Origin of the sequence: Escherichia sp. WS2035 (assembly GCF_046487065.1) — a bacterium.
In the GTDB taxonomy this organism is placed as follows: domain Bacteria; phylum Pseudomonadota; class Gammaproteobacteria; order Enterobacterales; family Enterobacteriaceae; genus Escherichia; species Escherichia coli.
On record NZ_JBJQKD010000002.1, the window covers coordinates 99,853 to 121,585 of the forward strand.

General features: G+C 51.3%; 15 protein-coding genes and 1 pseudogene. 8 read left to right on the plus strand and 8 right to left on the minus strand.

Features of this window, described 5'->3' with window-relative positions; translation table 11 throughout:
- The first annotated feature begins 82 nt into the window (after positions 1-82).
- The 4 genes from ACJHX4_RS05290 to yfaU are packed head-to-tail and all read left to right on the plus strand — an operon-like array spanning position 83 to position 4,252.
- Positions 83-865, plus strand: a complete 783-nt coding sequence (locus tag ACJHX4_RS05290) for an IclR family transcriptional regulator (RefSeq protein ID WP_000894189.1) — start codon at positions 83-85, stop codon at positions 863-865.
- Positions 866-879: 14 nt separating this feature from the next.
- Complete coding sequence (gene rhmD, locus ACJHX4_RS05295) at positions 880-2,085, plus strand: L-rhamnonate dehydratase (protein WP_001296250.1); 1,206 nt, start codon at positions 880-882, stop codon at positions 2,083-2,085.
- Between the two features lie 56 nt (positions 2,086-2,141).
- Positions 2,142-3,431, plus strand: a complete 1,290-nt coding sequence (locus tag ACJHX4_RS05300) for an MFS transporter (protein ID WP_001296249.1) — start codon at positions 2,142-2,144, stop codon at positions 3,429-3,431.
- Between the two features lie 17 nt (positions 3,432-3,448).
- The gene (gene yfaU, locus ACJHX4_RS05305) at positions 3,449-4,252 is read left to right on the plus strand and encodes a 2-keto-3-deoxy-L-rhamnonate aldolase (protein WP_000992982.1); all 804 of its coding nucleotides are present in this window, start codon (positions 3,449-3,451) and stop codon (positions 4,250-4,252) included.
- A gap of 40 nt (positions 4,253-4,292) precedes the next feature.
- On the opposite strand, the pseudogene ACJHX4_RS05310 reads toward yfaU, so the two are convergent.
- The 5 genes and pseudogenes from ACJHX4_RS05310 to glpA all read right to left on the minus strand — a co-directional run.
- A pseudogene (locus ACJHX4_RS05310) lies at positions 4,293-4,526 on the minus strand (hypothetical protein); the annotation flags it as partial.
- Entirely contained in the window at positions 4,527-5,522 is a 996-nt protein-coding gene (locus ACJHX4_RS05315) for an ISNCY family transposase (protein ID WP_000140602.1), read from the minus strand. It abuts the pseudogene before it with no gap.
- A 192-nt stretch (positions 5,523-5,714) separates the two neighbouring features.
- A complete protein-coding gene (gene glpC, locus ACJHX4_RS05320) occupies positions 5,715-6,905 on the minus strand; it encodes an anaerobic glycerol-3-phosphate dehydrogenase subunit GlpC (protein WP_001000369.1) in 1,191 nt (396 codons plus the stop codon).
- Positions 6,902-8,161, minus strand: coding sequence for a glycerol-3-phosphate dehydrogenase subunit GlpB (glpB, locus tag ACJHX4_RS05325; RefSeq protein WP_001209934.1), 1,260 nt, complete (start codon positions 8,159-8,161; stop codon positions 6,902-6,904). The genes glpC and glpB overlap by 4 nt, the downstream gene beginning before the upstream one ends.
- Positions 8,151-9,779 (minus strand): anaerobic glycerol-3-phosphate dehydrogenase subunit A, encoded by a 1,629-nt coding sequence (gene glpA, locus ACJHX4_RS05330; RefSeq protein WP_000857235.1) that lies wholly within the window; start codon positions 9,777-9,779, stop codon positions 8,151-8,153. The genes glpB and glpA overlap by 11 nt, the downstream gene beginning before the upstream one ends.
- Before the next feature lie 272 nt (positions 9,780-10,051).
- Here glpA and glpT point away from each other — a divergent pair, with 272 nt between their 5' ends.
- From glpT to inaA, 3 genes are all read left to right on the plus strand, one after another.
- On the plus strand, positions 10,052-11,410 hold the full coding sequence (gene glpT / locus ACJHX4_RS05335; RefSeq protein ID WP_000948732.1) for a glycerol-3-phosphate transporter: 1,359 nt from the start codon (positions 10,052-10,054) through the stop codon (positions 11,408-11,410).
- A 4-nt stretch (positions 11,411-11,414) separates the two neighbouring features.
- Positions 11,415-12,491 (plus strand): glycerophosphodiester phosphodiesterase, encoded by a 1,077-nt coding sequence (gene glpQ / locus ACJHX4_RS05340; protein WP_000779086.1) that lies wholly within the window; start codon positions 11,415-11,417, stop codon positions 12,489-12,491.
- A 202-nt stretch (positions 12,492-12,693) separates the two neighbouring features.
- Positions 12,694-13,344 (plus strand): lipopolysaccharide kinase InaA, encoded by a 651-nt coding sequence (gene inaA / locus ACJHX4_RS05345; RefSeq protein ID WP_247773324.1) that lies wholly within the window; start codon positions 12,694-12,696, stop codon positions 13,342-13,344.
- Positions 13,345-13,397: 53 nt separating this feature from the next.
- On the opposite strand, the gene yfaE is transcribed toward inaA, so the two are convergent.
- From yfaE to nrdA, 3 genes are all read right to left on the minus strand, one after another.
- Entirely contained in the window at positions 13,398-13,652 is a 255-nt protein-coding gene (gene yfaE / locus ACJHX4_RS05350; protein ID WP_000135040.1) for a ferredoxin-like diferric-tyrosyl radical cofactor maintenance protein YfaE, read from the minus strand.
- Positions 13,652-14,782, minus strand: coding sequence for a class Ia ribonucleoside-diphosphate reductase subunit beta (gene nrdB, locus ACJHX4_RS05355; protein WP_000332036.1), 1,131 nt, complete (start codon positions 14,780-14,782; stop codon positions 13,652-13,654). Before nrdB ends, yfaE begins: the two co-directional genes overlap by 1 nt.
- Positions 14,783-14,870: 88 nt before the next feature.
- A complete protein-coding gene (gene nrdA / locus ACJHX4_RS05360; protein WP_001075170.1) occupies positions 14,871-17,156 on the minus strand; it encodes a class 1a ribonucleoside-diphosphate reductase subunit alpha in 2,286 nt (761 codons plus the stop codon).
- Between the two features lie 681 nt (positions 17,157-17,837).
- Between nrdA and yfaL the strand changes: the two genes are divergently transcribed.
- Complete coding sequence (gene yfaL / locus ACJHX4_RS05365) at positions 17,838-21,596, plus strand: AIDA-I family autotransporter adhesin YfaL/EhaC (RefSeq protein ID WP_012896818.1); 3,759 nt, start codon at positions 17,838-17,840, stop codon at positions 21,594-21,596.
- Positions 21,597-21,733 lie beyond the last annotated feature (137 nt).

Consider the following 21,733-nt stretch of genomic DNA (forward strand, 5'->3'; position numbering starts at 1 on the left):
AGAAACGGGATTTGATGCGCTTCACAATTTTACTCCCCCTGAACAACGAGACTGATTCCAGTATCTAAGACTGGAGTCCAGTATGTTGGAATCAAGCAAAGTTCCCGCCCTGACACGGGCTATTGATATTCTCAATTTGATTGCCCGGATTGGCCCCTGTAGTGCTGCGACGATCATTGACACATTGGGGATCCCTAAAAGCACAGCCTATTTGCTGCTTAATGAACTCAGGCGTCAGCGTTTTCTTAGCCTTGATCACCAGGAAAATTTTTGTTTGTGGACTAGGCTGGTGGAGCTTTCCGGTCATGCGTTAAGCAAGATGGATCTCCGGGAACTGGCTCGACCGCGTTTGACGCAACTGATGGATACCACCGGGCTGTTATGTCACCTGGGGATTATTGATAACGGCAGCGCTTATTACATTTTGAAAGTGGAGTCATCAGCCACTATCAGCGTGCGTTCCCATGAAGGAAAAAGCCTTTCGCTTTATCGCTCCGGAATAGGTAAATGCCTGCTTGCCTGGCAACCTGCAGCTGTACAGCAAAGTATTATCGAAGGGCTGGTCTGGGAACGGGCGACACCCACAACGATTACTCATCCACAACGGCTCTACGAAGAACTGGCGCGTATTCGCCGCCAGGGCTGGAGCTATGACAACGGCGAAGATTACGCCGATGTCCGTTGTGTCGCTGCGCCGGTGTTTAACGCCAATAACGAGCTTACCGCTGCGATTTCGGTGGTCGGTACCCGCTTACAAATCAATGAAGAATACCGTGATTATCTGGCGGGCAAGGCCATTGCCTGTGCCAGGGATATTTCACGTTTGTTGGGATGGAAAAGTCCCTTTGACTTACAGGCCTCATAACAATGGAGAACATCATGACCCTACCAAAAATCAAACAGGTTCGCGCCTGGTTTACTGGCGGTGCGACAGCAGAAAAAGGCGCTGGCGGCGGTGATTATCACGACCAGGGGGCGAATCACTGGATTGATGATCATATTGCCACCCCGATGAGTAAATACCGCGAATACGAGCAGTCCCGCCAGTCATTTGGCATTAACGTTCTTGGCACGTTGATTGTTGAAGTTGAAGCAGAAAACGGCCAGACCGGATTCGCTGTTTCGACAGCCGGTGAAATGGGCTGTTTTATTGTCGAAAAACATCTTAACCGTTTCATTGAGGGTAAATGCGTCAGTGATATCAAACTGATCCACGATCAAATGCTCAATGCCACCCTGTATTACTCCGGCTCTGGTGGCCTGGTGATGAATACGATTTCCTGTGTCGATCTGGCTCTGTGGGATCTGTTCGGCAAAGTGGTCGGGCTTCCGGTTTATAAACTTTTAGGCGGCGCTGTTCGTGATGAGATTCAGTTCTACGCCACAGGTGCGCGTCCGGATCTGGCAAAAGAGATGGGCTTTATCGGTGGCAAAATGCCGACGCACTGGGGGCCACATGATGGCGATGCGGGGATCCGCAAAGATGCCGCTATGGTCGCGGATATGCGTGAAAAATGCGGTGAGGATTTCTGGTTAATGCTCGACTGCTGGATGAGTCAGGACGTGAATTATGCCACCAAACTGGCCCACGCTTGCGCGCCCTATAACCTGAAATGGATCGAAGAGTGCCTGCCGCCACAGCAGTATGAAGGTTATCGCGAACTGAAACACAACGCACCAGCGGGGATGATGGTCACCAGCGGTGAGCACCACGGCACACTGCAATCTTTCCGTACGCTTTCAGAAACCGGTATCGACATTATGCAGCCGGATGTTGGCTGGTGCGGTGGCTTAACCACGCTGGTGGAAATTGCCGCAATCGCCAAATCCAGGGGGCAACTGGTGGTGCCACACGGTTCGTCTGTTTACTCCCACCATGCGGTGATCACCTTCACCAATACGCCATTCAGCGAATTCCTGATGACCAGCCCGGATTGTTCAACGATGCGTCCGCAATTTGATCCGATTCTGCTTAATGAGCCAGTACCGGTGAATGGTCGTATTCATAAATCAGTGCTTGATAAACCCGGTTTCGGCGTCGAACTCAATCGTGACTGCAATTTGAAACGCCCCTACAGCCACTAATCACTCCGGGCGTTGCTGTGACAACGGTAACGCCCACATATTCTAAGGAGCTTTTTATGAGCACCGCTTTGCTTGACGCCGTGGTGAAGAAAAACCGCGCGCGTTTAATTCCGTTTATGTTGGCGCTGTATGTGCTGGCGTTTCTCGACCGTTCGAATATTGGTTTTGCCAAACAGACCTACCAGATTGATACCGGGCTGAGTAATGAAGCTTATGCGCTGGGAGCAGGCATTTTCTTTGTGGTATACGCGTTTCTGGGGGTTCCGGCGAATCTTTTGATGCGCAAACTGGGGGCCAGAACCTGGATTGGTACGACAACACTGCTGTGGGGATTTCTTTCGGCTGCCATGGCATGGGCCGATACTGAAGCGAAATTTCTGATCGTTCGCACTCTGCTTGGTGCTGCGGAGGCCGGGTTTTTCCCTGGTATGATTTATCTCACTTCGCAATGGTTTCCGCAGCGTAATCGCGCCAGCATTATGGGGCTGTTCTATATGGGCGCACCGCTGGCGTTAACACTGGGATCACCGCTTTCCGGCGCGCTGCTGGAGATGCATGGATTTATGGGGCATCCCGGCTGGTTCTGGATGTTTGTGATTGAAGGATTGCTGGCAGTCGGCGCTGGGGTATTCACATTCTTTTGGCTTGATGACACACCGGGGCAGGCACGTTTTCTGAGTAAACAAGAAAAAACGTTGCTTATCAATCAACTGGCAAGTGAAGAACAACAGAAAGTGACTTCTCGATTGAGCGATGCGCTGCGTAATGGGCGAGTCTGGCAACTGGCGATTATCTACCTGACCATTCAAGTGGCGGTTTACGGATTAATTTTCTTCCTGCCGACCCAGGTTGCTGCATTGCTGGGGACAAAAGTGGGCTTTACGGCGTCGGTGGTCACCGCCATTCCGTGGGTTGCGGCCTTGTTTGGGACCTGGCTTATTCCGCGCTACTCCGATAAAACCGGCGAACGGCGTAATGTCGCAGCGCTGACATTACTGGCGGCGGGCATTGGTATTGGTCTCTCCGGGCTGCTTTCTCCAGTACTGGCGATCGTAGCACTGTGTGTTGCAGCCATCGGGTTTATTGCCGTGCAACCGGTGTTCTGGACGATGCCGACACAACTTCTTTCCGGTACGGCGCTGGCTGCGGGGATTGGTTTTGTAAACCTGTTTGGTGCAGTGGGCGGGTTTATTGCCCCGATCCTGCGCGTGAAAGCAGAAACGTTATTTTCCAGTGATGCGGCGGGATTACTGACGCTGGCAGCGGTGGCGGTCATCGGTTCGCTGATTATTTTCACTCTGCGTGTAAATCGCACTGTTGCGCAGACCGACGTGGCACATCATTAAATAGTTTAAGGAACACGATGAACGCATTATTAACCAATCCCTTTAAAGAACGTTTACGCAAGGGCGAAGTGCAAATTGGTCTGTGGTTAAGCTCAACGACTGCCTATATGGCAGAAATTGCCGCCACTTCCGGTTATGACTGGTTGCTGATTGACGGGGAGCATGCGCCAAACACCATTCAGGATCTTTATCACCAGCTACAGGCGGTAGCGCCCTATGCCAGCCAACCCGTGATCCGTCCGGTGGAAGGCAGTAAGCCGCTGATTAAACAAGTCCTGGATATTGGCGCGCAAACTCTACTGATCCCGATGGTCGATACTGCCGATCAGGCACGTCAGGTGGTGTCTGCCACGCGCTATCCTCCCTACGGTGAGCGTGGTGTTGGGGCCAGTGTGGCACGGGCTGCGCGATGGGGACGCATTGAGAATTACATGGCGCAAGTCAACGATTCGCTTTGTCTGTTGGTGCAGGTGGAAAGTAAAACGGCACTGGATAACCTGGACGAAATCCTCGATGTCGAAGGGATTGATGGCGTGTTTATTGGACCTGCGGATCTTTCTGCGTCGTTGGGCTACCCGGATAACGCCGGGCACCCGGAAGTGCAGCGAATTATTGAAACCAGCATTCGGCGGATCCGTGCTGCGGGTAAAGCGGCTGGTTTTCTGGCTGTGGCTCCTGATATGGCGCAGCAATGCCTGGCGTGGGGAGCGAACTTTGTCGCTGTTGGCGTTGACACGATGCTCTACAGCGATGCCCTGGATCAACGACTGGCGATGTTTAAATCAGGCAAAAATGGGCCACGCGTAAAAGGTAGTTATTGATATCAAAGGCCCATGGGGATCGGCTGTGGGCCTGTGTTAATTAGTGGTTATTCGCTGCCAGATCGGCTTCGCTTAGCTGAGTGGCCGCGAGCACCTGATCACGATCAATGCCCTGTTCCAGCATGCGCAAAGCAATTTTAATGGCTTGTTCATGCATGCCTTCCTGCAAACCTTCTAATTTACCTTCTTGCCAGCCTTCAATCTTACCCTCCTGCCAGCCAATTTGATGTCCTTCCTGCCGTAGCCGTTCAGCAATAGTCATCAATCTCTCCTTTTAATGACAGTTCGGAATATCAGCATCAGTGAGTTGGGTTGCCGCCAGCACAATCTCACGTTCAAAGCCCTGCTCCAGCATGCGCAAGGCAATTTTAATGGCTTGCTCATGCATGCCTTCCTGCAAACCTTCTAATTTACCTTTCTGCAAACCCTCCAATTTACCTTGCTGCAAACCTTCTAATTTACCTTCTTGCCAGCCTTCAATTTTACCTTCTTGCCAGCCAATTTGATGTCCTTCCTGCCGTAGCCGTTCAGCAATAGTCATTAATCTCTCCTTTTGTAGTGGTGAACGTTCGGCAATCTCCTGAATAAAGCGGGTGAAACGGGAGGTATCGCCGCATTGCAGCAGATAATTAAACAGTGTTTGTAGCTGGCTGTCATTAGTGAAGTCTCTAACCAAAAGCGTGGTGATCCTGTCGACCATACCGATTAAATCGCGGTCGCGAATATGCTTTTGAATCAGTTCCAGCAGAGCTATACGCCGATGTTGCATGATCTCATCGTCAGGTACGATGGTGATATCCACCAACGGAAAAGCTTCGGTGTACAACTGCCGGGCAAGTTGCGGATCGTCAAACTCATCCAGCCAGTTGAGTGAGTACGGGTAGGGCGAGGCTTCGCCATGATAAAACAGCAATGGCACCACCAGCGGAACTCTGTCATAGCCTTTATCCAGGTGACGCTGCATGGCGGCAGTGGCATAGCGCATTAGCCGAAAAGCCATATTCTTTTCTGCAGAGCTTTGATGTTCAATCACGCAGTAGATATAGCCGTCACCCTCGCTGGTTTCCACGGACCACAAAACATCCGAGTAGTAAGCGCGTAAACTTTTTTCAATAAAACTGGTGGGTTCCAGGCGTAAGGTTTGCAGGTTGCAAAGCTTGCGCAGCGGCTCTGGTAGATGTATTTCCAGAAAATCCCGTGCGGTTTCGGGTGTGAACATAAAGGTTTTAAACACCGCATCATGCGGGGAGGAGGTTGTTGATTCGGTCATGGTTGTCCGTCACCTGATATTTATGATGACGCGACATTACGGTTATCCCAGGCCTTTGATATCTGCCAGTTTCAGCCTTTGCGAGACGTTTTCAGAGGAATTTTCACTGCGTTGCAACGCATACATTGGGCACGGAATCGTGTACGCAAAAATGCCCGGTAACAACATGCTTACCGGGCATCAGAAAGGAGTTTAAGCCAACGCCTGTGCCAGCAGCGTAATCGGATGTTCGCAGCGAAGACTTGTGGACATCTCAATCTGCCATTTGCAGGTTTCGCAGTCGGTGACCACCAGATCTGCGCCGCTCTCTTCTATCTGGCGGAACAGTGGTGCGCCGATGGCTTGTGAAGTGGGGTAGTTCTCTTTTTTGAAACCGTAAGTTCCCGCAATACCGCAGCACTGGGAATCCAGCACCGTTAACTCAAGCCCCGGGATTTTACGCAACAGCTCCAGGGTGTAGAGCGTCCAGCCCATTTTTTCCATATGGCACGGAGTGTGATAAACCACTTTCAGCGGCAGCGGTTTCAGCGGTAACGTTTTGCCTTCGTCCAGCTTGCGCCACAGCCAGCGGGTCGCCAGTTCGATATGATCGCGCAAGCCTTTGTTGTCGACATTCAGCACTTCTGGGTATTCGTCGCGCAGGGCAAATGTACACGTTGAGGAGGTGGCAATCACCGGAATGCCTTTTACTCCCACAGCTTCGCGGATCGACTCTACATTCGTAATTGCCTGTTTGCGTGCTTTATCGGTAAAACCGTTGGCGATCAGCGGTACGCCGCAGCATTTTTCTTTACTGAGCAGTTGTACGCCGGTATCCATCGCGTTGAGCACTTTAATTAAATCTTTGCCTAGTTGCGGATGGTTGTAGTTAACGAAGCAGCCGTGAAAGAAAGCGACCTGGTCTTTATACTGCGCTTGCTGAGCCGCCACGCTGCGATACCAGCGACGGAACGTGCCGAAGGAGTATTTCGGTAGCGTGCGGCGATGATCGATTTTTAACGCCGCATCAAGCAGCTGACGCACCGGTTTCAGCGAGGTAGCGGTGTTGACGATGGGTGCGAACGGCGTGGATACGCTACCCATCAGGTCGGTATGACTCAACACAAAATTACGCAGCGACGGGCGCGTGGTGTCATATTTCGCCCGCGCGCGCTGGATAATATCGCCAATCTTCACATCGGACGGGCAGGCGACTTCACAACGTTTGCAGTTGATGCAATATTTCAGCGCCTCGTCATACAGTGCGCCATCTTTCAAACGCAGACGCTCGCCATCCGGCCCGGCTTGTTTTGGCCCCGGATAACCCGGATTCACCCGGCTCACCGGGCAGGCGGTGGTGCAGACGGTGCACTTAATGCAGTTTTCGAAGCTGGTGTCGTTCATTGTTGGCCTCCTGCGCGTTGGGCAATCTGTTGAGCGGCATGTAAAGCACTGACGGCACAAACACCGCCGCCGCATCCCTGGGCGATGGGATCAAATCCGCCCAGCACCGAACCGATGGCAAACAGGTTCTCAATGGTTTGCCCTGCCTGCGACGGGCGTAGTGCCTCATCAGTGGTTACACCGAACTGCTGCCACGGCTGCGGCGCAAAAAAATCGCCCTTATACCATTCACCCCGCGTAGCGGTTTGTAGCACATCAAGGCCGAGAATCGGCTCGCGAATGCCGTCACGTTCCGCTACCAGTCCGCCGCTAAAGAAACTGCCGCTCGCAAGCACCGCAAATCGTGGGCGCAGCGGGATATCGGCGTGATTGCGCGTCCAGATTTCATTCACTACACCATTTTTACAGGTCACTTTTTTCACTTCATCGCCCGGCATCCACACGCCGCCCTGGCGCACAAACTGGCGCTGTAACTGGTTTTGCAGACGAATGCCCAGCACGGAAGGCGGCAGCGTTGGCAAAAGCATCAATGAACAAGGTAGTTTTTCATTCAACCAATGCCACAGTTTGTCATCGGCCAGGCCGAAGCAGGCGGGCATCAGGATCATTTCGCAGGTATTGGCGACCGGAATAAGCGCATCAAGTAACAACGGCCAGTTTTCTTCATTATCAAGGAAGCGGGCAATATTCACCGCCCGGAACTCGGTGGCGTTATTGCGCAGCACATCCAGTTCCGGCAGTTCAATTTCAGCGGTTTCAACTTTAAGATCCAATTCGCGCAATGAAGCCGCCGCAAGATGCGCCTGAAAATCCATCAGGCCGCTAATTCCCACTACACATATTTTCTTCGCGGGCAGCGGCCAGACAGGGACTTCTGGCGAACTTAGCCAGGTTGAGCGCAGAGTGCCGAGCGGCGTAATCCGCTGGTGAGCCAGTTCTACGCTGCCCTGCAATTGCGCACCGCTTTCAGCGATTAATGCCTGCGCCTGGCAAGCGAGATCGAGCACGCGTTGAGGCCCGAGAAGAGTGTAAGGATGGGCAGGTGCCTGCTGACGCAAAGATTCCAGTCCACTGTGAATGTCTGTCACCGGTTGACCATCCGGCAGATGGCTCAGCAAATCCAGCGATCCAGATGAGAAATGGAGCGCGCTTTGACCACGAGTGACAATGGCACAGCGCAGGCCGTGTTTTTGCAGTTGCAGGCCACAGAGTAATCCGGCGAGGCCGCCGCCCATAATGACAGTATCAAAGCGCATCTTTCTGCTCCTTCTCCAGACCACACAATCCCTGATAAACCCAGCGGGTAAATTCGCTTTCGCGCAGTGCATCTCCCCAGGCGATGGGTTGCACGCCTTTCCAGCGTTCGTTTAGGAAGGTGGAAAGTTGCTCAATAGATTGCGCGGACGTCGTGACGTTAAAACGTTGCAGCAGTCCGGCAGCGCGGCAGGCGCAGAGCTCGCCCTGGCAGGTGCCCATCCCCACACGGGTACGACGGCGTAAATCCAGCAGGCTATTAACGTTTAAATTTTCTACCGCGTACTGCACTTCACCCGCAGTTACCGCTTCGCACTCACATACCAGGCTACGGTGCAGACGGCCTTCGCTCAGCCAGGCAGGCGTGCGATCGCCATGACGATAAACCGCAGAACCGCGCAGCGGGGCAGGTAGGGAGATGACTTTACGCAAGGTAACTTCAGCGGGTTCCTGTGAACCAGGAAGTGCCAGATCGGCGGTCGTACAGGGGCGCGTGTTGCCCAGTTTGCGGCATACGGCATCGGTAGCCCATTCCGCCATCAGCCGATAGGTCATCAGTTTGCCACCGGTGATGGTGATAAACCCGTCCAGACCATCGCGTTCAGCATGGTCGAGCAGCACGATGCCACGGCTGACGTTACGTCCGCTCGGATCGTCATCGCTGGCAACCAGCGGGCGTACGCCAGAGTAGGCCCGCAAAATGCGCGTTTTCGCCATCACGGGGGCCAGTTTTTCCCCTTCACGCAGCAGAATATCAACTTCTTCTGCCGTTACTCGATTATCGTCAATCTCGTTGTAATCAATACGTAAAGAGGTGGTGCCAATCAGCGAAATGGTATCGCCAGGCACCAGAATATCGGCGTCGGAAGGTTTGCGGCAGCGGTTGATCACATGCTGATTAATGCGGTGATCCATGATCAGCAGCGATCCTTTCGCCGGGAACATGCGAATGCGCAGATCGGCATATTCGGCAATGTGTTGCCCCCAGATCCCGGCGGCATTAACTACGACAGGTGCATGAAGTGCCTGAATTTCGCCGGTGAGATGGTTACGTACACGAACGCCGCACACCGCCGCGCCTTCACGAATCAGCCCCGTGACTTCATGAGCGGTAAGGATAACGGCACCGTGTTCTTTGGCATCCAGCATGTTTGCTGCTGTCAGACGAAATGGATCAACGGTGCCATCCGGAACTTTCACCGCGCCAATCAGTGCCGGGTTAACGGCAGGTTCGATAATGCGCGCTTGCTGCGGATCAATGGCTTCTGCGCTGATCCCTGCTTCTTCGCAGGCGCGGATAAAAGTGGCCTGGAAGGAGAGGTCATCTTCCGGCAGGGTGATAAACAGGCCGTTGGTTGGTTCTACGCAGTGACGTGCAATGCGTTTCAGGATCTGGTTTTCACTAATACATTCGCGGGCCGATTCCGCATCGGTTACCGCATAGCGCGCACCGCTGTGCAGCAGGCCGTGGTTACGCCCGGTGGCACCGGTTGCGATGTCGTGGCGCTCAACCAAAATCACGCGCAGCCCGCGCAGGGCACAGTCGCGGGCAATCCCGGCTCCCGTTGCGCCACCGCCAATGATAATCACGTCACTTGATTGCGAGTCGCGAGTTTTCATTGTTATCCCTCAGAAGTTCGTTTTTTACCATTTAGCCATAGTAAAAACATGAATTGTTTGATTTCGCGCATATTCGCTCATAATTCGAAAGTGAAACGTGATTTCATGCGTCATTCTGAACATTTCAACCATCGTATTTAATAATGTGTGCGGTAATTCACATTTAATTTATGAATGTTTTCTTAACATCGCGGCAACTCAAGAAACGGCAGGTTCTCCCACTGAATCAGGCTGTTAATCATAAATAAGACCACGGGCCACGGAGGCTATCAATGTTGAGTATTTTTAAACCAGCGCCACACAAAGCGCGCTTACCTGCCGCGGAGATCGATCCGACTTATCGTCGATTGCGCTGGCAAATTTTCCTGGGGATATTCTTTGGCTATGCTGCTTACTATTTGGTTCGTAAGAACTTTGCGCTCGCTATGCCTTATCTGGTTGAGCAGGGATTCTCACGCGGTGATTTAGGTTTTGCCCTTTCGGGGATCTCGATTGCTTATGGATTTTCGAAATTCATCATGGGTTCGGTATCGGATCGCTCGAATCCGCGCGTTTTCCTGCCCGCAGGTTTGATTCTGGCGGCGGCAGTGATGTTGTTTATGGGCTTTGTGCCATGGGCGACGTCGAGCATTGCGGTGATGTTTGTACTGTTGTTCCTCTGCGGTTGGTTCCAGGGGATGGGGTGGCCGCCGTGTGGTCGTACTATGGTGCACTGGTGGTCGCAGAAAGAACGTGGCGGTATTGTGTCAGTGTGGAACTGTGCGCACAACGTCGGTGGTGGTATTCCGCCGCTGCTGTTCCTGCTGGGGATGGCCTGGTTCAATGACTGGCACGCGGCGCTCTATATGCCCGCTTTCTGCGCCATTCTGGTGGCACTGTTCGCCTTTGCGATGATGCGCGATACCCCGCAATCCTGTGGCCTGCCGCCGATTGAAGAGTACAAAAATGATTATCCGGACGACTATAACGAAAAAGCGGAACAGGAGCTGACCGCGAAGCAGATCTTCATGCAGTACGTGCTGCCGAACAAACTGCTGTGGTATATCGCCATCGCCAACGTGTTCGTTTATCTGCTGCGTTACGGCATCCTCGACTGGTCACCGACTTATCTGAAAGAGGTTAAGCATTTCGCGCTGGATAAATCCTCCTGGGCCTACTTTCTTTATGAATATGCAGGTATTCCGGGCACCCTGCTGTGCGGCTGGATGTCGGATAAAGTCTTTCGTGGTAACCGTGGGGCAACCGGCGTCTTCTTTATGACACTGGTGACCATCGCGACTATCGTTTACTGGATGAACCCGGCAGGTAACCCAACCGTCGATATGATTTGTATGATTGTTATCGGCTTCCTGATCTATGGCCCTGTGATGCTGATCGGTCTACATGCGCTGGAACTGGCACCGAAAAAAGCGGCAGGTACGGCAGCGGGTTTTACCGGGCTGTTTGGTTACCTGGGCGGTTCGGTGGCGGCGAGCGCGATTGTTGGCTACACCGTGGACTTCTTCGGCTGGGATGGCGGCTTTATGGTAATGATTGGCGGCAGCATTCTGGCGGTTATCTTGTTGATTGTTGTGATGATTGGCGAAAAACGTCGCCATGAACAATTACTGCAAAAACGCAACGGAGGCTAATGGCATGAAATTGACGCTGAAAAACCTTAGCATGGCGATCATGATGAGCACTATAGTCATGGGAAGCAGTGCAATGGCGGCGGACAGCAACGAAAAAATAGTCATCGCCCATCGCGGTGCCAGTGGATATTTGCCGGAGCATACGCTGCCAGCAAAAGCGATGGCGTATGCGCAGGGAGCGGATTATCTGGAACAGGATTTGGTGATGACCAAAGACGACCATCTGGTTGTTCTGCATGACCATTATCTCGATCGTGTTACTGATGTTGCCGATCGTTTCCCGGATCGGGCGCGCAAAGACGGTCGTTACTACGCGATAGATTTCACGCTGGATGAAATTAAGTCGCTGAAATTTACCGAAGGTTTCGATATTGAAAACGGTAAAAAAGTGCAGACTTATCCGGGGCGTTTCCCAATGGGTAAATCTGACTTCCGGGTGCACACCTTTGAAGAAGAGATTGAATTTGTTCAGGGGTTAAACCACTCTACCGGGAAAAATATCGGTATCTATCCAGAAATTAAAGCGCCGTGGTTCCATCATCAGGAAGGGAAGGATATTGCGGCAAAAACGCTGGAAGTGCTGAAGAAATATGGTTACACCGGTAAGGACGACAAAGTTTATTTGCAATGTTTTGATGCTGATGAGCTGAAGCGTATTAAGAATGAGCTGGAACCTAAAATGGGTATGGATCTCAATCTGGTACAGCTGATTGCCTATACCGACTGGAATGAAACGCAGCAGAAACAGCCGGACGGAAGCTGGGTTAATTACAATTACGACTGGATGTTTAAGCCGGGTGCCATGAAACAGGTGGCGGAATATGCTGATGGTATTGGTCCGGATTACCATATGTTGATTGAGGAGACATCGCAGCCGGGTAATATCAAACTCACTGGCATGGTGCAAGATGCTCAGCAGAATAAACTGGTAGTGCATCCTTATACCGTGCGGTCAGATAAACTGCCTGAATACACTACTGATGTGAATCAGTTATATGATGTTCTGTATAACAAAGCGGGTGTAAATGGGCTATTTACTGACTTCCCTGATAAGGCAGTAAAATTCCTTAATAAAGAGTAAATTAACTACCGGATGGCACTTATGTGCTATCCGATACCACTCTTCATTAAAGTCTGTGGGTTATCCTTAATTGCAATTATTTAGAGCGAGATGACTTGTTCCCGGCATAAGATACTCGTCAATACAACACGTATTATTAAGATTTTCCTCAGCTAAACATCTATAGTCATTGTCGTTAATAAAAAACGACAGGCGATAGGGTATGGCAGTTTCAGCAAAACACGACGAATTTAATCACTGGTGGGCAACAGAGGGCGACTGGGTTGAAGAGCCTAACTATCGCCGTAATGGTATGAGCGGGGTGCAATGCGTCGAGCGCAACGGCAAAAAGCTGTATGTAAAGCGCATGACGCATCATCTGTTTCATTCCGTACGTTATCCGTTCGGCCGACCAACGATTGTCCGTGAGGTTGCGGTAATTAAAGAACTGGAACGGGCCGGTGTCATCGTGCCGAAGATTGTTTTTGGTGAAGCGGTGAAAATTGAGGGTGAATGGCGCGCGTTGCTGGTGACTGAAGATATGGCGGGGTTCATCAGCATTGCTGACTGGTATGCCCGGCATGCAGTATCGCCTTATTCTGACGAAGTACGGCAAGCCATGTTGAAAGCAGTGGCGCTGGCGTTTAAGAAAATGCATAGCGTTAATCGTCAGCATGGCTGTTGTTATGTTCGCCATATCTATGTGAAAACAGAAGGTAAGGCAGAAGCTGGATTTCTTGACCTGGAGAAAAGTCGTCGCTGCTTGCGTCGTGATAAAGCGATTAATCATGACTTCCGCCAGCTGGAAAAATATCTGGAGCCGATCCCCAAAGCGGACTGGGAGCAGGTGAAAGCATATTACTACGCTATGTAATCGTTGTAGGCCAGATAAGACGTATAAGCGTCGTATCTGGCGTTAAAACCAATTCACATCTCGATTTCAATATCGCCTTTTGCCCGGCAACAACAGGGCAAAATTTCCCCCGGCTGAATAAAAGCTAACGGTTCGGCAATCCAGTCCACCTGGCCTGCGACCAGTCGGGTGCGACAGGAGCCGCAGTAACCTTCGCGGCACTGGTACTCAACCGCCACATTGTGGGATTCCAGCGCCGCCAGAAGGGAAGGGTGTTCATCCTGGCACAGCAGTTGTGTGCCAGTAATGCGCAGGGTAACGCGGGCCATCAGAGCTGGAAGTTACTCAAATCGTCGGTGTCCACTTCCGCGTCAATCTGCCCGACCAGATAAGAACTGACTTCCACTTCCTGCGGAGCAACCTGCACGTTATCAGACACCAGCCAGGTGTTGATCCACGGGATCGGGTTGGAGCGCGTCTGGAACGGCAGATCCAAACCGACTGCCTGCATACGGATATTGGTGATGTATTCAACGTACTGGCAGAGAATGTCTTTATTCAGACCAATCATCGAACCATCACGGAACAGATAATCCGCCCAGTCTTTCTCTTGCTGTGCCGCCTGGACAAACAGGTCATAGCACTCCTGCTTACATTCTTCGGCAATTTCCGCCATCTCCGGATCATCCGCGCCGCTGCGCAGCAGATTCAGCATATGCTGGGTGCCGGTCAGGTGCAGGGCTTCGTCGCGGGCAATCAGGCGAATAATTTTGGCGTTACCTTCCATCAGCTCACGTTCAGCGAATGCGAAAGAGCAGGCAAAGCTGACGTAGAAGCGGATCGCTTCCAGCGCGTTAACGCTCATCAGGCAGAGATACAGTTTTTTCTTCAGCTCGCGCAGGCTAACGGTTACGGTTTTACCGTTAACGGTGTGGGTGCCTTCGCCCAGCAGATGCCAGTAGCTGGTCATTTCGATCAGTTCATCGTAATAGCTGGAGATCCCCTCCGCACGTTTCTGGATCTGCTCGTTGGTAACGATATCGTCAAAGACAACAGACGGATCGTTAACGATATTACGGATGATATGGGTATAGGAGCGGGAATGAATCGTTTCTGAGAACGCCCAGGTTTCTACCCAGGTTTCCAGTTCCGGGATCGAGATCAGCGGCAGCAGTGCCACGTTCGGACTGCGACCCTGAATGGAATCCAGCAGCGTCTGATATTTCAGGTTGCTGATAAAGATGTGTTTTTCGTGTTCAGGCAGTGCCTGGTAATCGATACGGTCGCGGGAGACGTCAACTTCTTCCGGACGCCAGAAGAAAGAGAGCTGCTTTTCGATCAGCTTTTCGAAGATGTCATATTTTTGCTGATCGTAGCGAGCCACGTTGACCGGCTGACCAAAGAACATTGGTTCTTTGAGCTGATCATTTTTCGTCTGTGAAAAGGTGGTATATGCCATGAATGTGTCCTGTGGTTTTATTACCCCTCACCCGTCCCCTCTCCCGCAAGGGGAGAGGGGACGGTTTGGTGCAAAGACTGGGGGATTATCAGATCTTACATGCGCCGCTTTCGCAGCCATCGTCCTGGATTGACGGCACCAGATCGTCCTGCGCGTCTTCTGCGCCGTCACGGGTGTTCTGATAATACAGCGTTTTGACCCCGAATTTGTAGGCAGTGAGCAGGTCTTTCAGCAACTGCTGCATCGGCACTTTTCCTGACGGGAAACGTGACGGATCGTAGTTGGTGTTAGCAGAGATCGACTGATCGATAAATTTCTGCATGATACCCACCAGTTGCAGGTAGCCATCGTTACCCGGCATTTCCCACAACAGCTCATAGGCGTCGTGCAGATGCTCGTAGTCCGGCACCACCTGGCGCAGAATACCGTCTTTCGACGCTTTGATGCTGACGTAACCGCGCGGCGGTTCAATACCGTTAGTGGCGTTAGAGATCTGCGAAGAAGTCTCGGACGGCATCAGGGCAGAAAGCGTGGAGTTACGCAGGCCGTGCGTTTTGATTGACTCACGCAGTGCTTCCCAGTCGTAATGCAGCGGCTCATTAGCGATGGCATCCAGATCTTTCTTATAGGTATCGATCGGCAGGATCCCTTTCGCGTATGTGGTTTCGTTAAACCACGGGCACGCGCCTTGCTCTTTCGCCAGCTCATTAGACGCTTTCAGCAGGTAATACTGAATGGCTTCGAAGGTTTTATGCGTCAGGTTGTTGGCGCTGCCGTCGGAGTAGCGTTTACCGTGCTTCGCCAGGTAGTAAGCGAAGTTGATCACACCAATACCCAGCGTACGACGACCCATCGCTCCACGTTTGGCGGCCGGGATCGGGTAATCCTGATAATCCAGCAGCGCGTCGAGTGCGCGTACTGCCAGAATTGCCAGCTCTTCCAGTTCATCCAGGCTGTTAATTGCGCCCAGGTTGAAAGCAGACAGCGTACACAGTGCGATTTCACCGTTCTCGTCGTTGACGTCGTTCAGCGGTTTGGTCGGCAGGGCGATTTCCAGGCACAGGTTAGACTGGCGCACTGGCGCGATGGCCGGATCAAACGGGCTATGGGTATTGCAGTGGTCAACGTTCTGAATATAGATACGACCGGTAGACGCACGTTCCTGCATCATCAGCGAGAACAGCTCAACGGCTTTCACACGCTGCTTGCGGATGCTGTCGTCTTTCTCATATTTGGTATACAGACGTTCAAACTCTTCCTGATCGGCGAAGAACGCGTCGTACAGCCCCGGTACGTCGGACGGGCTGAACAGAGTGATATCTTCACCTTTCAGCAGACGGGTATACATCAGTTTGTTGATTTGAACCCCGTAGTCCATATGACGCACGCGGTTGCCTTCCACACCACGGTTGTTTTTCAACACCAGCAGGCTTTCCACTTCCAGATGCCACATCGGGTAGAACAGCGTTGCCGCACCGCCGCGCACACCGCCCTGAGAGCAGGATTTCACCGCTGTCTGGAAATGTTTGTAGAACGGAATACAACCGGTATGGAACGCTTCGCCACCGCGAATCGGGCTACCCAGCGCACGAATACGCCCGGCGTTGATGCCGATCCCGGCACGCTGGGAAACGTATTTAACAATCGCGCTGGAGGTGGCGTTAATGGAATCCAGGCTGTCGCCGCACTCGATCAGCACGCATGAGCTGAACTGACGAGTCGGGGTACGCACGCCGGACATGATTGGCGTCGGCAGCGAAATTTTAAATGTGGAAACCGCGTCGTAAAAACGCTTCACGTATTGCAGGCGCGTTTCACGCGGGTAGTTCGAGAACAGGCACGCGGCAACCAGAATATAAAGGAACTGGGCGCTTTCGTAGATTTCGCCGGTCACGCGGTTCTGTACCAGATATTTGCCTTCCAGCTGCTTAACGGCAGCATAAGAGAAGGTCATATCACGGTCGTGATCGATAAACGTGTCCATCTGCTTGAACTCTTCTTCCGTGTAGTCTTCCAGCAGATGATTATCGTATTTGCCCATCTCGACCATTTTCACCACATGGTCGTACAGCGCAGGCGGCTCAAACTGACCGTAGGCTTTTTTACGCAGGTGGAAGATCGCCAGACGTGCGGCGAGATACTGATAATCCGGCGCATCACGGGAGATCAGGTCTGCGGCAGCCTTGATAATGGTTTCGTGGATGTCAGAGGTCTTGATACCGTCATAAAACTGAATGTGGGAGCGCAGCTCGACCTGGGAAATCGAAACGTTATGCAGTCCTTCTGCCGCCCAATCCAGAACGCGATGGATTTTGTCGAGATTGATGCGCTCTGTGCTACCGTCGCGCTTTGTCACCAGCAGATTCTGATTCATGTATGTCGTACCTGTTTTTCAATAGCTTCATGCAGACTACCTGTAGTGAGGGAAGCTGCTAAGAACACTATATATAGGGGGTATGTTTGGGATTCACTGCAAGATAGTGTGAAACTGGCCCTCTTGCAAGTGCATAACTTTGTGGATAACTCAGGAAGGAAAAAGTGGCTTCCGCGCACCTTAGGTCAGACAAGGTGTCCGGGAAAGTCAATGGGAAGAGAAAAATTTGTTAAAAATAACCGTTCGGTGAATTCTTGAACGGTAAAATAGGATAGGTAAATTGATATAGATGGTTTATTAATCTTGTTGCTAATGATTGCCAAAATTGATCTAGGCACAAGTCGTCACATAATCTGATGTATCTGTTGTGGTCAATATATAAGCGAATGTAAGCGATTGTTGAGTCGGAAATGGTTGTTTTATATTCGGTTATTGTTAAATACTAAGCCAATTTGTTACTTTTGCATATATTATAAGAATATTATTTATTGCTTTAATTCAGTTTAAATATAACCGACTTACCTTAAAGTTATTAATCTGAATTGTGATGCATCTAAATTAATCATCAAATAATAACAAAGTGGTTATTACATCGGGGGCAGAATTTACAAAAGAAAAATACCCTATATCGCATAATGCGATTAAATACGCCATCTTATAGAAAATGATGGTTAGATGAATATGCGGATTATCTCTCTACGCAAGGAGTATTTATCTTTACTCCCGTCAATGATTGCATCTCTTTTCTCTGCTAACGGTGCCGCAGCGGTCATTGATTCATGCCAGGGATATGATATCAAAGCGAGCTGTCAGGCCAGCAGGCAAAGCCTTTCGGGTAATATACAGGACTGGAGCATCGCGGATGGACAATGGTTGATTTTTTCGGGTATGGTCAATAATGCCAGCGGTGGCGCAGTATTTTTGCAGCACAGTGCTGAATTTACGATATCACCACAAAATGAAACAGGGATGACCCTGTTTGCTGATAACTCGGTTAGTGGCGAATATAATAATGGCGGGGCTATCTTTGCTAAAGAAAACTCAACGATAAATCTTGCGAATGTTATTTTCGACAGTAATGTTGCAGGAGGCTATGGCGGAGCAATCTATTCTGCCGGTACCAATGATACCGGTGCCGCCGATTTACGAGTCACTAACGCCGTATTTCACAATAACATCGCTAATGACGGCAAAGGCGGTGCAATTTATACCATCAATAATGACGTCTATTTAAGTGATGATGCTTTTAATAATAACCAGGCATATACATCAACAAGTTATAGTGATGGGGATGGCGGCGCCATTGATGTTACGGATAATAGTACGGATAAGACACATCTTTCAGGAAAAACGATAATTAATAATACCTCCTTTACCAATAACTATGCAGAAGGTTATGGCGGAGCAATTTATACCAGCAGCACCACATCCCCGTATCTTATTGATATTTCTGTTGATGATAATTATGACCAAAACAATGGTGTGATGATTGATGAAAATAACAGCGCCTCGGGATATGACCATTCGGCGACGGCAGCGGCGGGGGGCTTTATGTATATCGGTCATAGTGTGGCTGAATTTAACATTGCCGCCGATAAAACGCTGGTAATAGGCAATACCAGCAACGATGGCGCGATTGATTCTCTTGCCGGAACGGGAGTCATCGTGAAAGAGGGAGCGGGAGAGTTAGTCCTCAATGCCGACAATAATGCGTTTACCGGCGAGATGAGTATCCAGAATGGCGAGGTGACGTTGGGGCGCAGCGATGAGTTAATGAATGTCGGCGACACGCACTGTCAGAGCGATCCGCAGGATTGCTTTGGTCTGATGGTCGGCAGCACTGTTCATTCTGAGTATCAGGCAGAACTGAATGTTGGCAATACACAACAAACGTTTGTGCACTCATTAACCGGTTTTGCTAATGGCATTTTGAATATCGACGCAGGCGGCAATGTTACCGTAAACCAGGGCGGTTTTTCCGGCTCGATTCAGGGTGAAGGACAGTTGACGGTAGCGCAAGATGGCAGCTATCTCCTGACAGGGGCGCAGTCGATGGCATTAACCGGCGATATTGTGGTGGAAGATAACGCCGTATTGTCGCTGGCGGGGAATCAGGCCGATTTACGGGCAATGCAGAGCGATCCGCAATCGATCGTGCTAAATGGCGGAGTATTGGATCTCTCTGATTTCACCACCTGGGATGGCGATAGCTCATACAATGACGGTCTGCAAATCAGCGGCAGCGGGGGGACAGTGATTGGCAGTAATGATGTCGTTGATATCAGCAGTGGCGATGATTTACATATTGGCGGCAGTGATGCCAGCCAGAATGGCGTTTATGTCGTCATTAATGCGGGGGATCAGCGCGTAACGCTGGCGAATAACAACGGTTATCTCGGTAATACGCAAATCGCCTCCGGTACGCTTGAAGTCAGCGATAATTCGCAATTGGGGGACACAAGTTACAACCGTTCAGTGATCTTCACAGATCCCCAACAACACAGTGAAATGGATGTGACGACTGATGTTGACACTCGCTCGGCTACAACAGGTCAGGGCAGGAATATTGAAATGCGCGCTGATGGCGAAATACACGTTGAGGATGGCGTAGATACGCAATGGGGCGGGTTGATGGCGGATAGTACCGGGCAACAACTGGATAGCGTAAGCACGTTGACTAAAAGTGGCGGCGGGACGCTGGAGTTGACCGCCAGCGGCACTGCGACGTCTGCGGTACGTGTGGAAGACGGAACGCTAAAAGGTGAAGCGGAGAATATTATTCCTTATGTTTCTTCACTGTGGGTGGGGGAAGACGGTGTTTTTGAAACCGGGCAAAATCAGGATATTCGCTCAATCGATGCCACCTCTGGCGGCGATATCGACATAACCGATGGTACTGTGTTGCGATTGACGCAGCAGGATACGAACCAGGCGCTGGATGCCTCGCTGTTTAGCGGCGACGGTACGCTGGTGAATGCCACCGATGGCGTGACGTTGACAGGTGAGCTTAATACCAACCTTGAAACTGACAGCCTGACTTATCTTTCCGACGTGACGGTTAATGGCAATCTGACCAATACGTCCGGTGCTGTCAGTCTGCAAAATGGCATCGCTGGCGACACGCTGACGGTAAATGGTGATTATACCGGCGGCGGTACGCTACTGCTCGACAGCGAATTAAACGGCGATGACTCGGCAAGCGACCAGTTGGTGTTGAACGGTAATACTGCTGGCAATACCACGGTTGTGATTAATCCCATTACAGGGATTGGTGAGCCGACATCTACAGGTATTAAAGTGGTTGATTTCGCAGCTGATCCCACGCAGTTTCAAAACAATGCGCAGTTCAGTCTGGCAGGAAGCGGCTACGTCAATATGGGGGCGTATGACTACACGCTGGTGGAAGATAACAACGACTGGTATCTGCGATCACAAGAAGTCAATCCGACGCCGCCGCCTGATCCAGACCCGACTCCAGATCCTGATCCCACGCCGGATCCCGACCCAACCCCCGACCCTGAACCTACGCCTGCTTACCAGCCGGTGTTGAATGCCAAAGTTGGTGGATATTTTAATAACCTACGTGCGGCAAATCAGGCATTTGTGATGGAGCGACGCGATCACGCAGGTGGCGATGGTCAGACGCTGAATTTACGCGTTATCGGCGGGCGTTATCATTACACGGCGGCAGGGCAGTTGGCTCAGCATGAAGACACTTCTACGGTGCAGCTTAGCGGCAACCTGTTTAGCGGGCACTGGGGTGATGATGGCGAGTGGATGCTTGGGATTGTTGGTGGCTACAGCGATAACCAGGGCGACAGCCGCTCGAATATGACCGGAACTCGCGCCGATAACCAGAACCGCGGTTATGCCGTTGGGCTGACCTCAAGCTGGTATCAGCACGGTAATCAGAAGCAGGGGGCCTGGTTGGATAGCTGGCTGCAATATGCGTGGTTTAACAATGATGTTTCCGAACAAGACGATGGAGTGGATCATTACCACTCGTCGGGGATTATCGCCTCGCTGGAAGCCGGTTATCAGTGGTTACCGGGGCGTGGTGTGGTGATTGAACCGCAGGCGCAGGTGATTTATCAGGGCGTGCAGCAGGATGATTTTACCGCCGCTAACCATGCGCGCGTGTCACAATCGCAGGGTGATGATATTCAGATGCGGTTGGGTTTACACAGCGAATGGCGTACTGCTGTTGGTGTCACGCCAACGTTAGATCTGAATTATTATCACGATCCCCATGCGACGGAAATTGAAGAGGATGGCAGCACTATCAGTGACGATGCGGTGAAGCAACGGGGTGAAATAAAAGTGGGAATAACGGGCAATATCAGTCAGCGAGTTTCGCTGCGCGGCAGCGTGGCGTGGCAGAAAGGGAGTGATGATTTTGCCCAGATGGCAGGGTTTTTGTCGATGACAGTGAAATGGTAATCGCTGTCTGACCGGCACTGTTGCCGGATGCGGCGTAAACGCCTTATCTGGCCTACGGGGAGCATTTGTAGGCCTGATAAGACGCGGCAAGCGTCGCATCAGGCTTGGCGCGGTTGCCGGATGAATCCAAACAACAA

What these genes read in the sequence shown, in the direction of transcription:
- ACJHX4_RS05290 (WP_000894189.1), top strand. Translation starts at nt 83, where the DNA reads ATGTTGGAATCAAGCAAAGTTCCCGCCCTGACACGGGCTATTGATATT.
- rhmD (WP_001296250.1), top strand. Translation starts at nt 880, where the DNA reads ATGACCCTACCAAAAATCAAACAGGTTCGCGCCTGGTTTACTGGCGGT.
- ACJHX4_RS05300 (WP_001296249.1), top strand. Translation starts at nt 2,142, where the DNA reads ATGAGCACCGCTTTGCTTGACGCCGTGGTGAAGAAAAACCGCGCGCGT.
- yfaU (WP_000992982.1), top strand. Translation starts at nt 3,449, where the DNA reads ATGAACGCATTATTAACCAATCCCTTTAAAGAACGTTTACGCAAGGGC.
- ACJHX4_RS05315 (WP_000140602.1), bottom strand. Translation starts at nt 5,522, where the DNA reads ATGACCGAATCAACAACCTCCTCCCCGCATGATGCGGTGTTTAAAACC.
- glpC (WP_001000369.1), bottom strand. Translation starts at nt 6,905, where the DNA reads ATGAACGACACCAGCTTCGAAAACTGCATTAAGTGCACCGTCTGCACC.
- glpB (WP_001209934.1), bottom strand. Translation starts at nt 8,161, where the DNA reads ATGCGCTTTGATACTGTCATTATGGGCGGCGGCCTCGCCGGATTACTC.
- glpA (WP_000857235.1), bottom strand. Translation starts at nt 9,779, where the DNA reads ATGAAAACTCGCGACTCGCAATCAAGTGACGTGATTATCATTGGCGGT.
- glpT (WP_000948732.1), top strand. Translation starts at nt 10,052, where the DNA reads ATGTTGAGTATTTTTAAACCAGCGCCACACAAAGCGCGCTTACCTGCC.
- glpQ (WP_000779086.1), top strand. Translation starts at nt 11,415, where the DNA reads ATGAAATTGACGCTGAAAAACCTTAGCATGGCGATCATGATGAGCACT.
- inaA (WP_247773324.1), top strand. Translation starts at nt 12,694, where the DNA reads ATGGCAGTTTCAGCAAAACACGACGAATTTAATCACTGGTGGGCAACA.
- yfaE (WP_000135040.1), bottom strand. Translation starts at nt 13,652, where the DNA reads ATGGCCCGCGTTACCCTGCGCATTACTGGCACACAACTGCTGTGCCAG.
- nrdB (WP_000332036.1), bottom strand. Translation starts at nt 14,782, where the DNA reads ATGGCATATACCACCTTTTCACAGACGAAAAATGATCAGCTCAAAGAA.
- nrdA (WP_001075170.1), bottom strand. Translation starts at nt 17,156, where the DNA reads ATGAATCAGAATCTGCTGGTGACAAAGCGCGACGGTAGCACAGAGCGC.
- yfaL (WP_012896818.1), top strand. Translation starts at nt 17,838, where the DNA reads ATGCGGATTATCTCTCTACGCAAGGAGTATTTATCTTTACTCCCGTCA.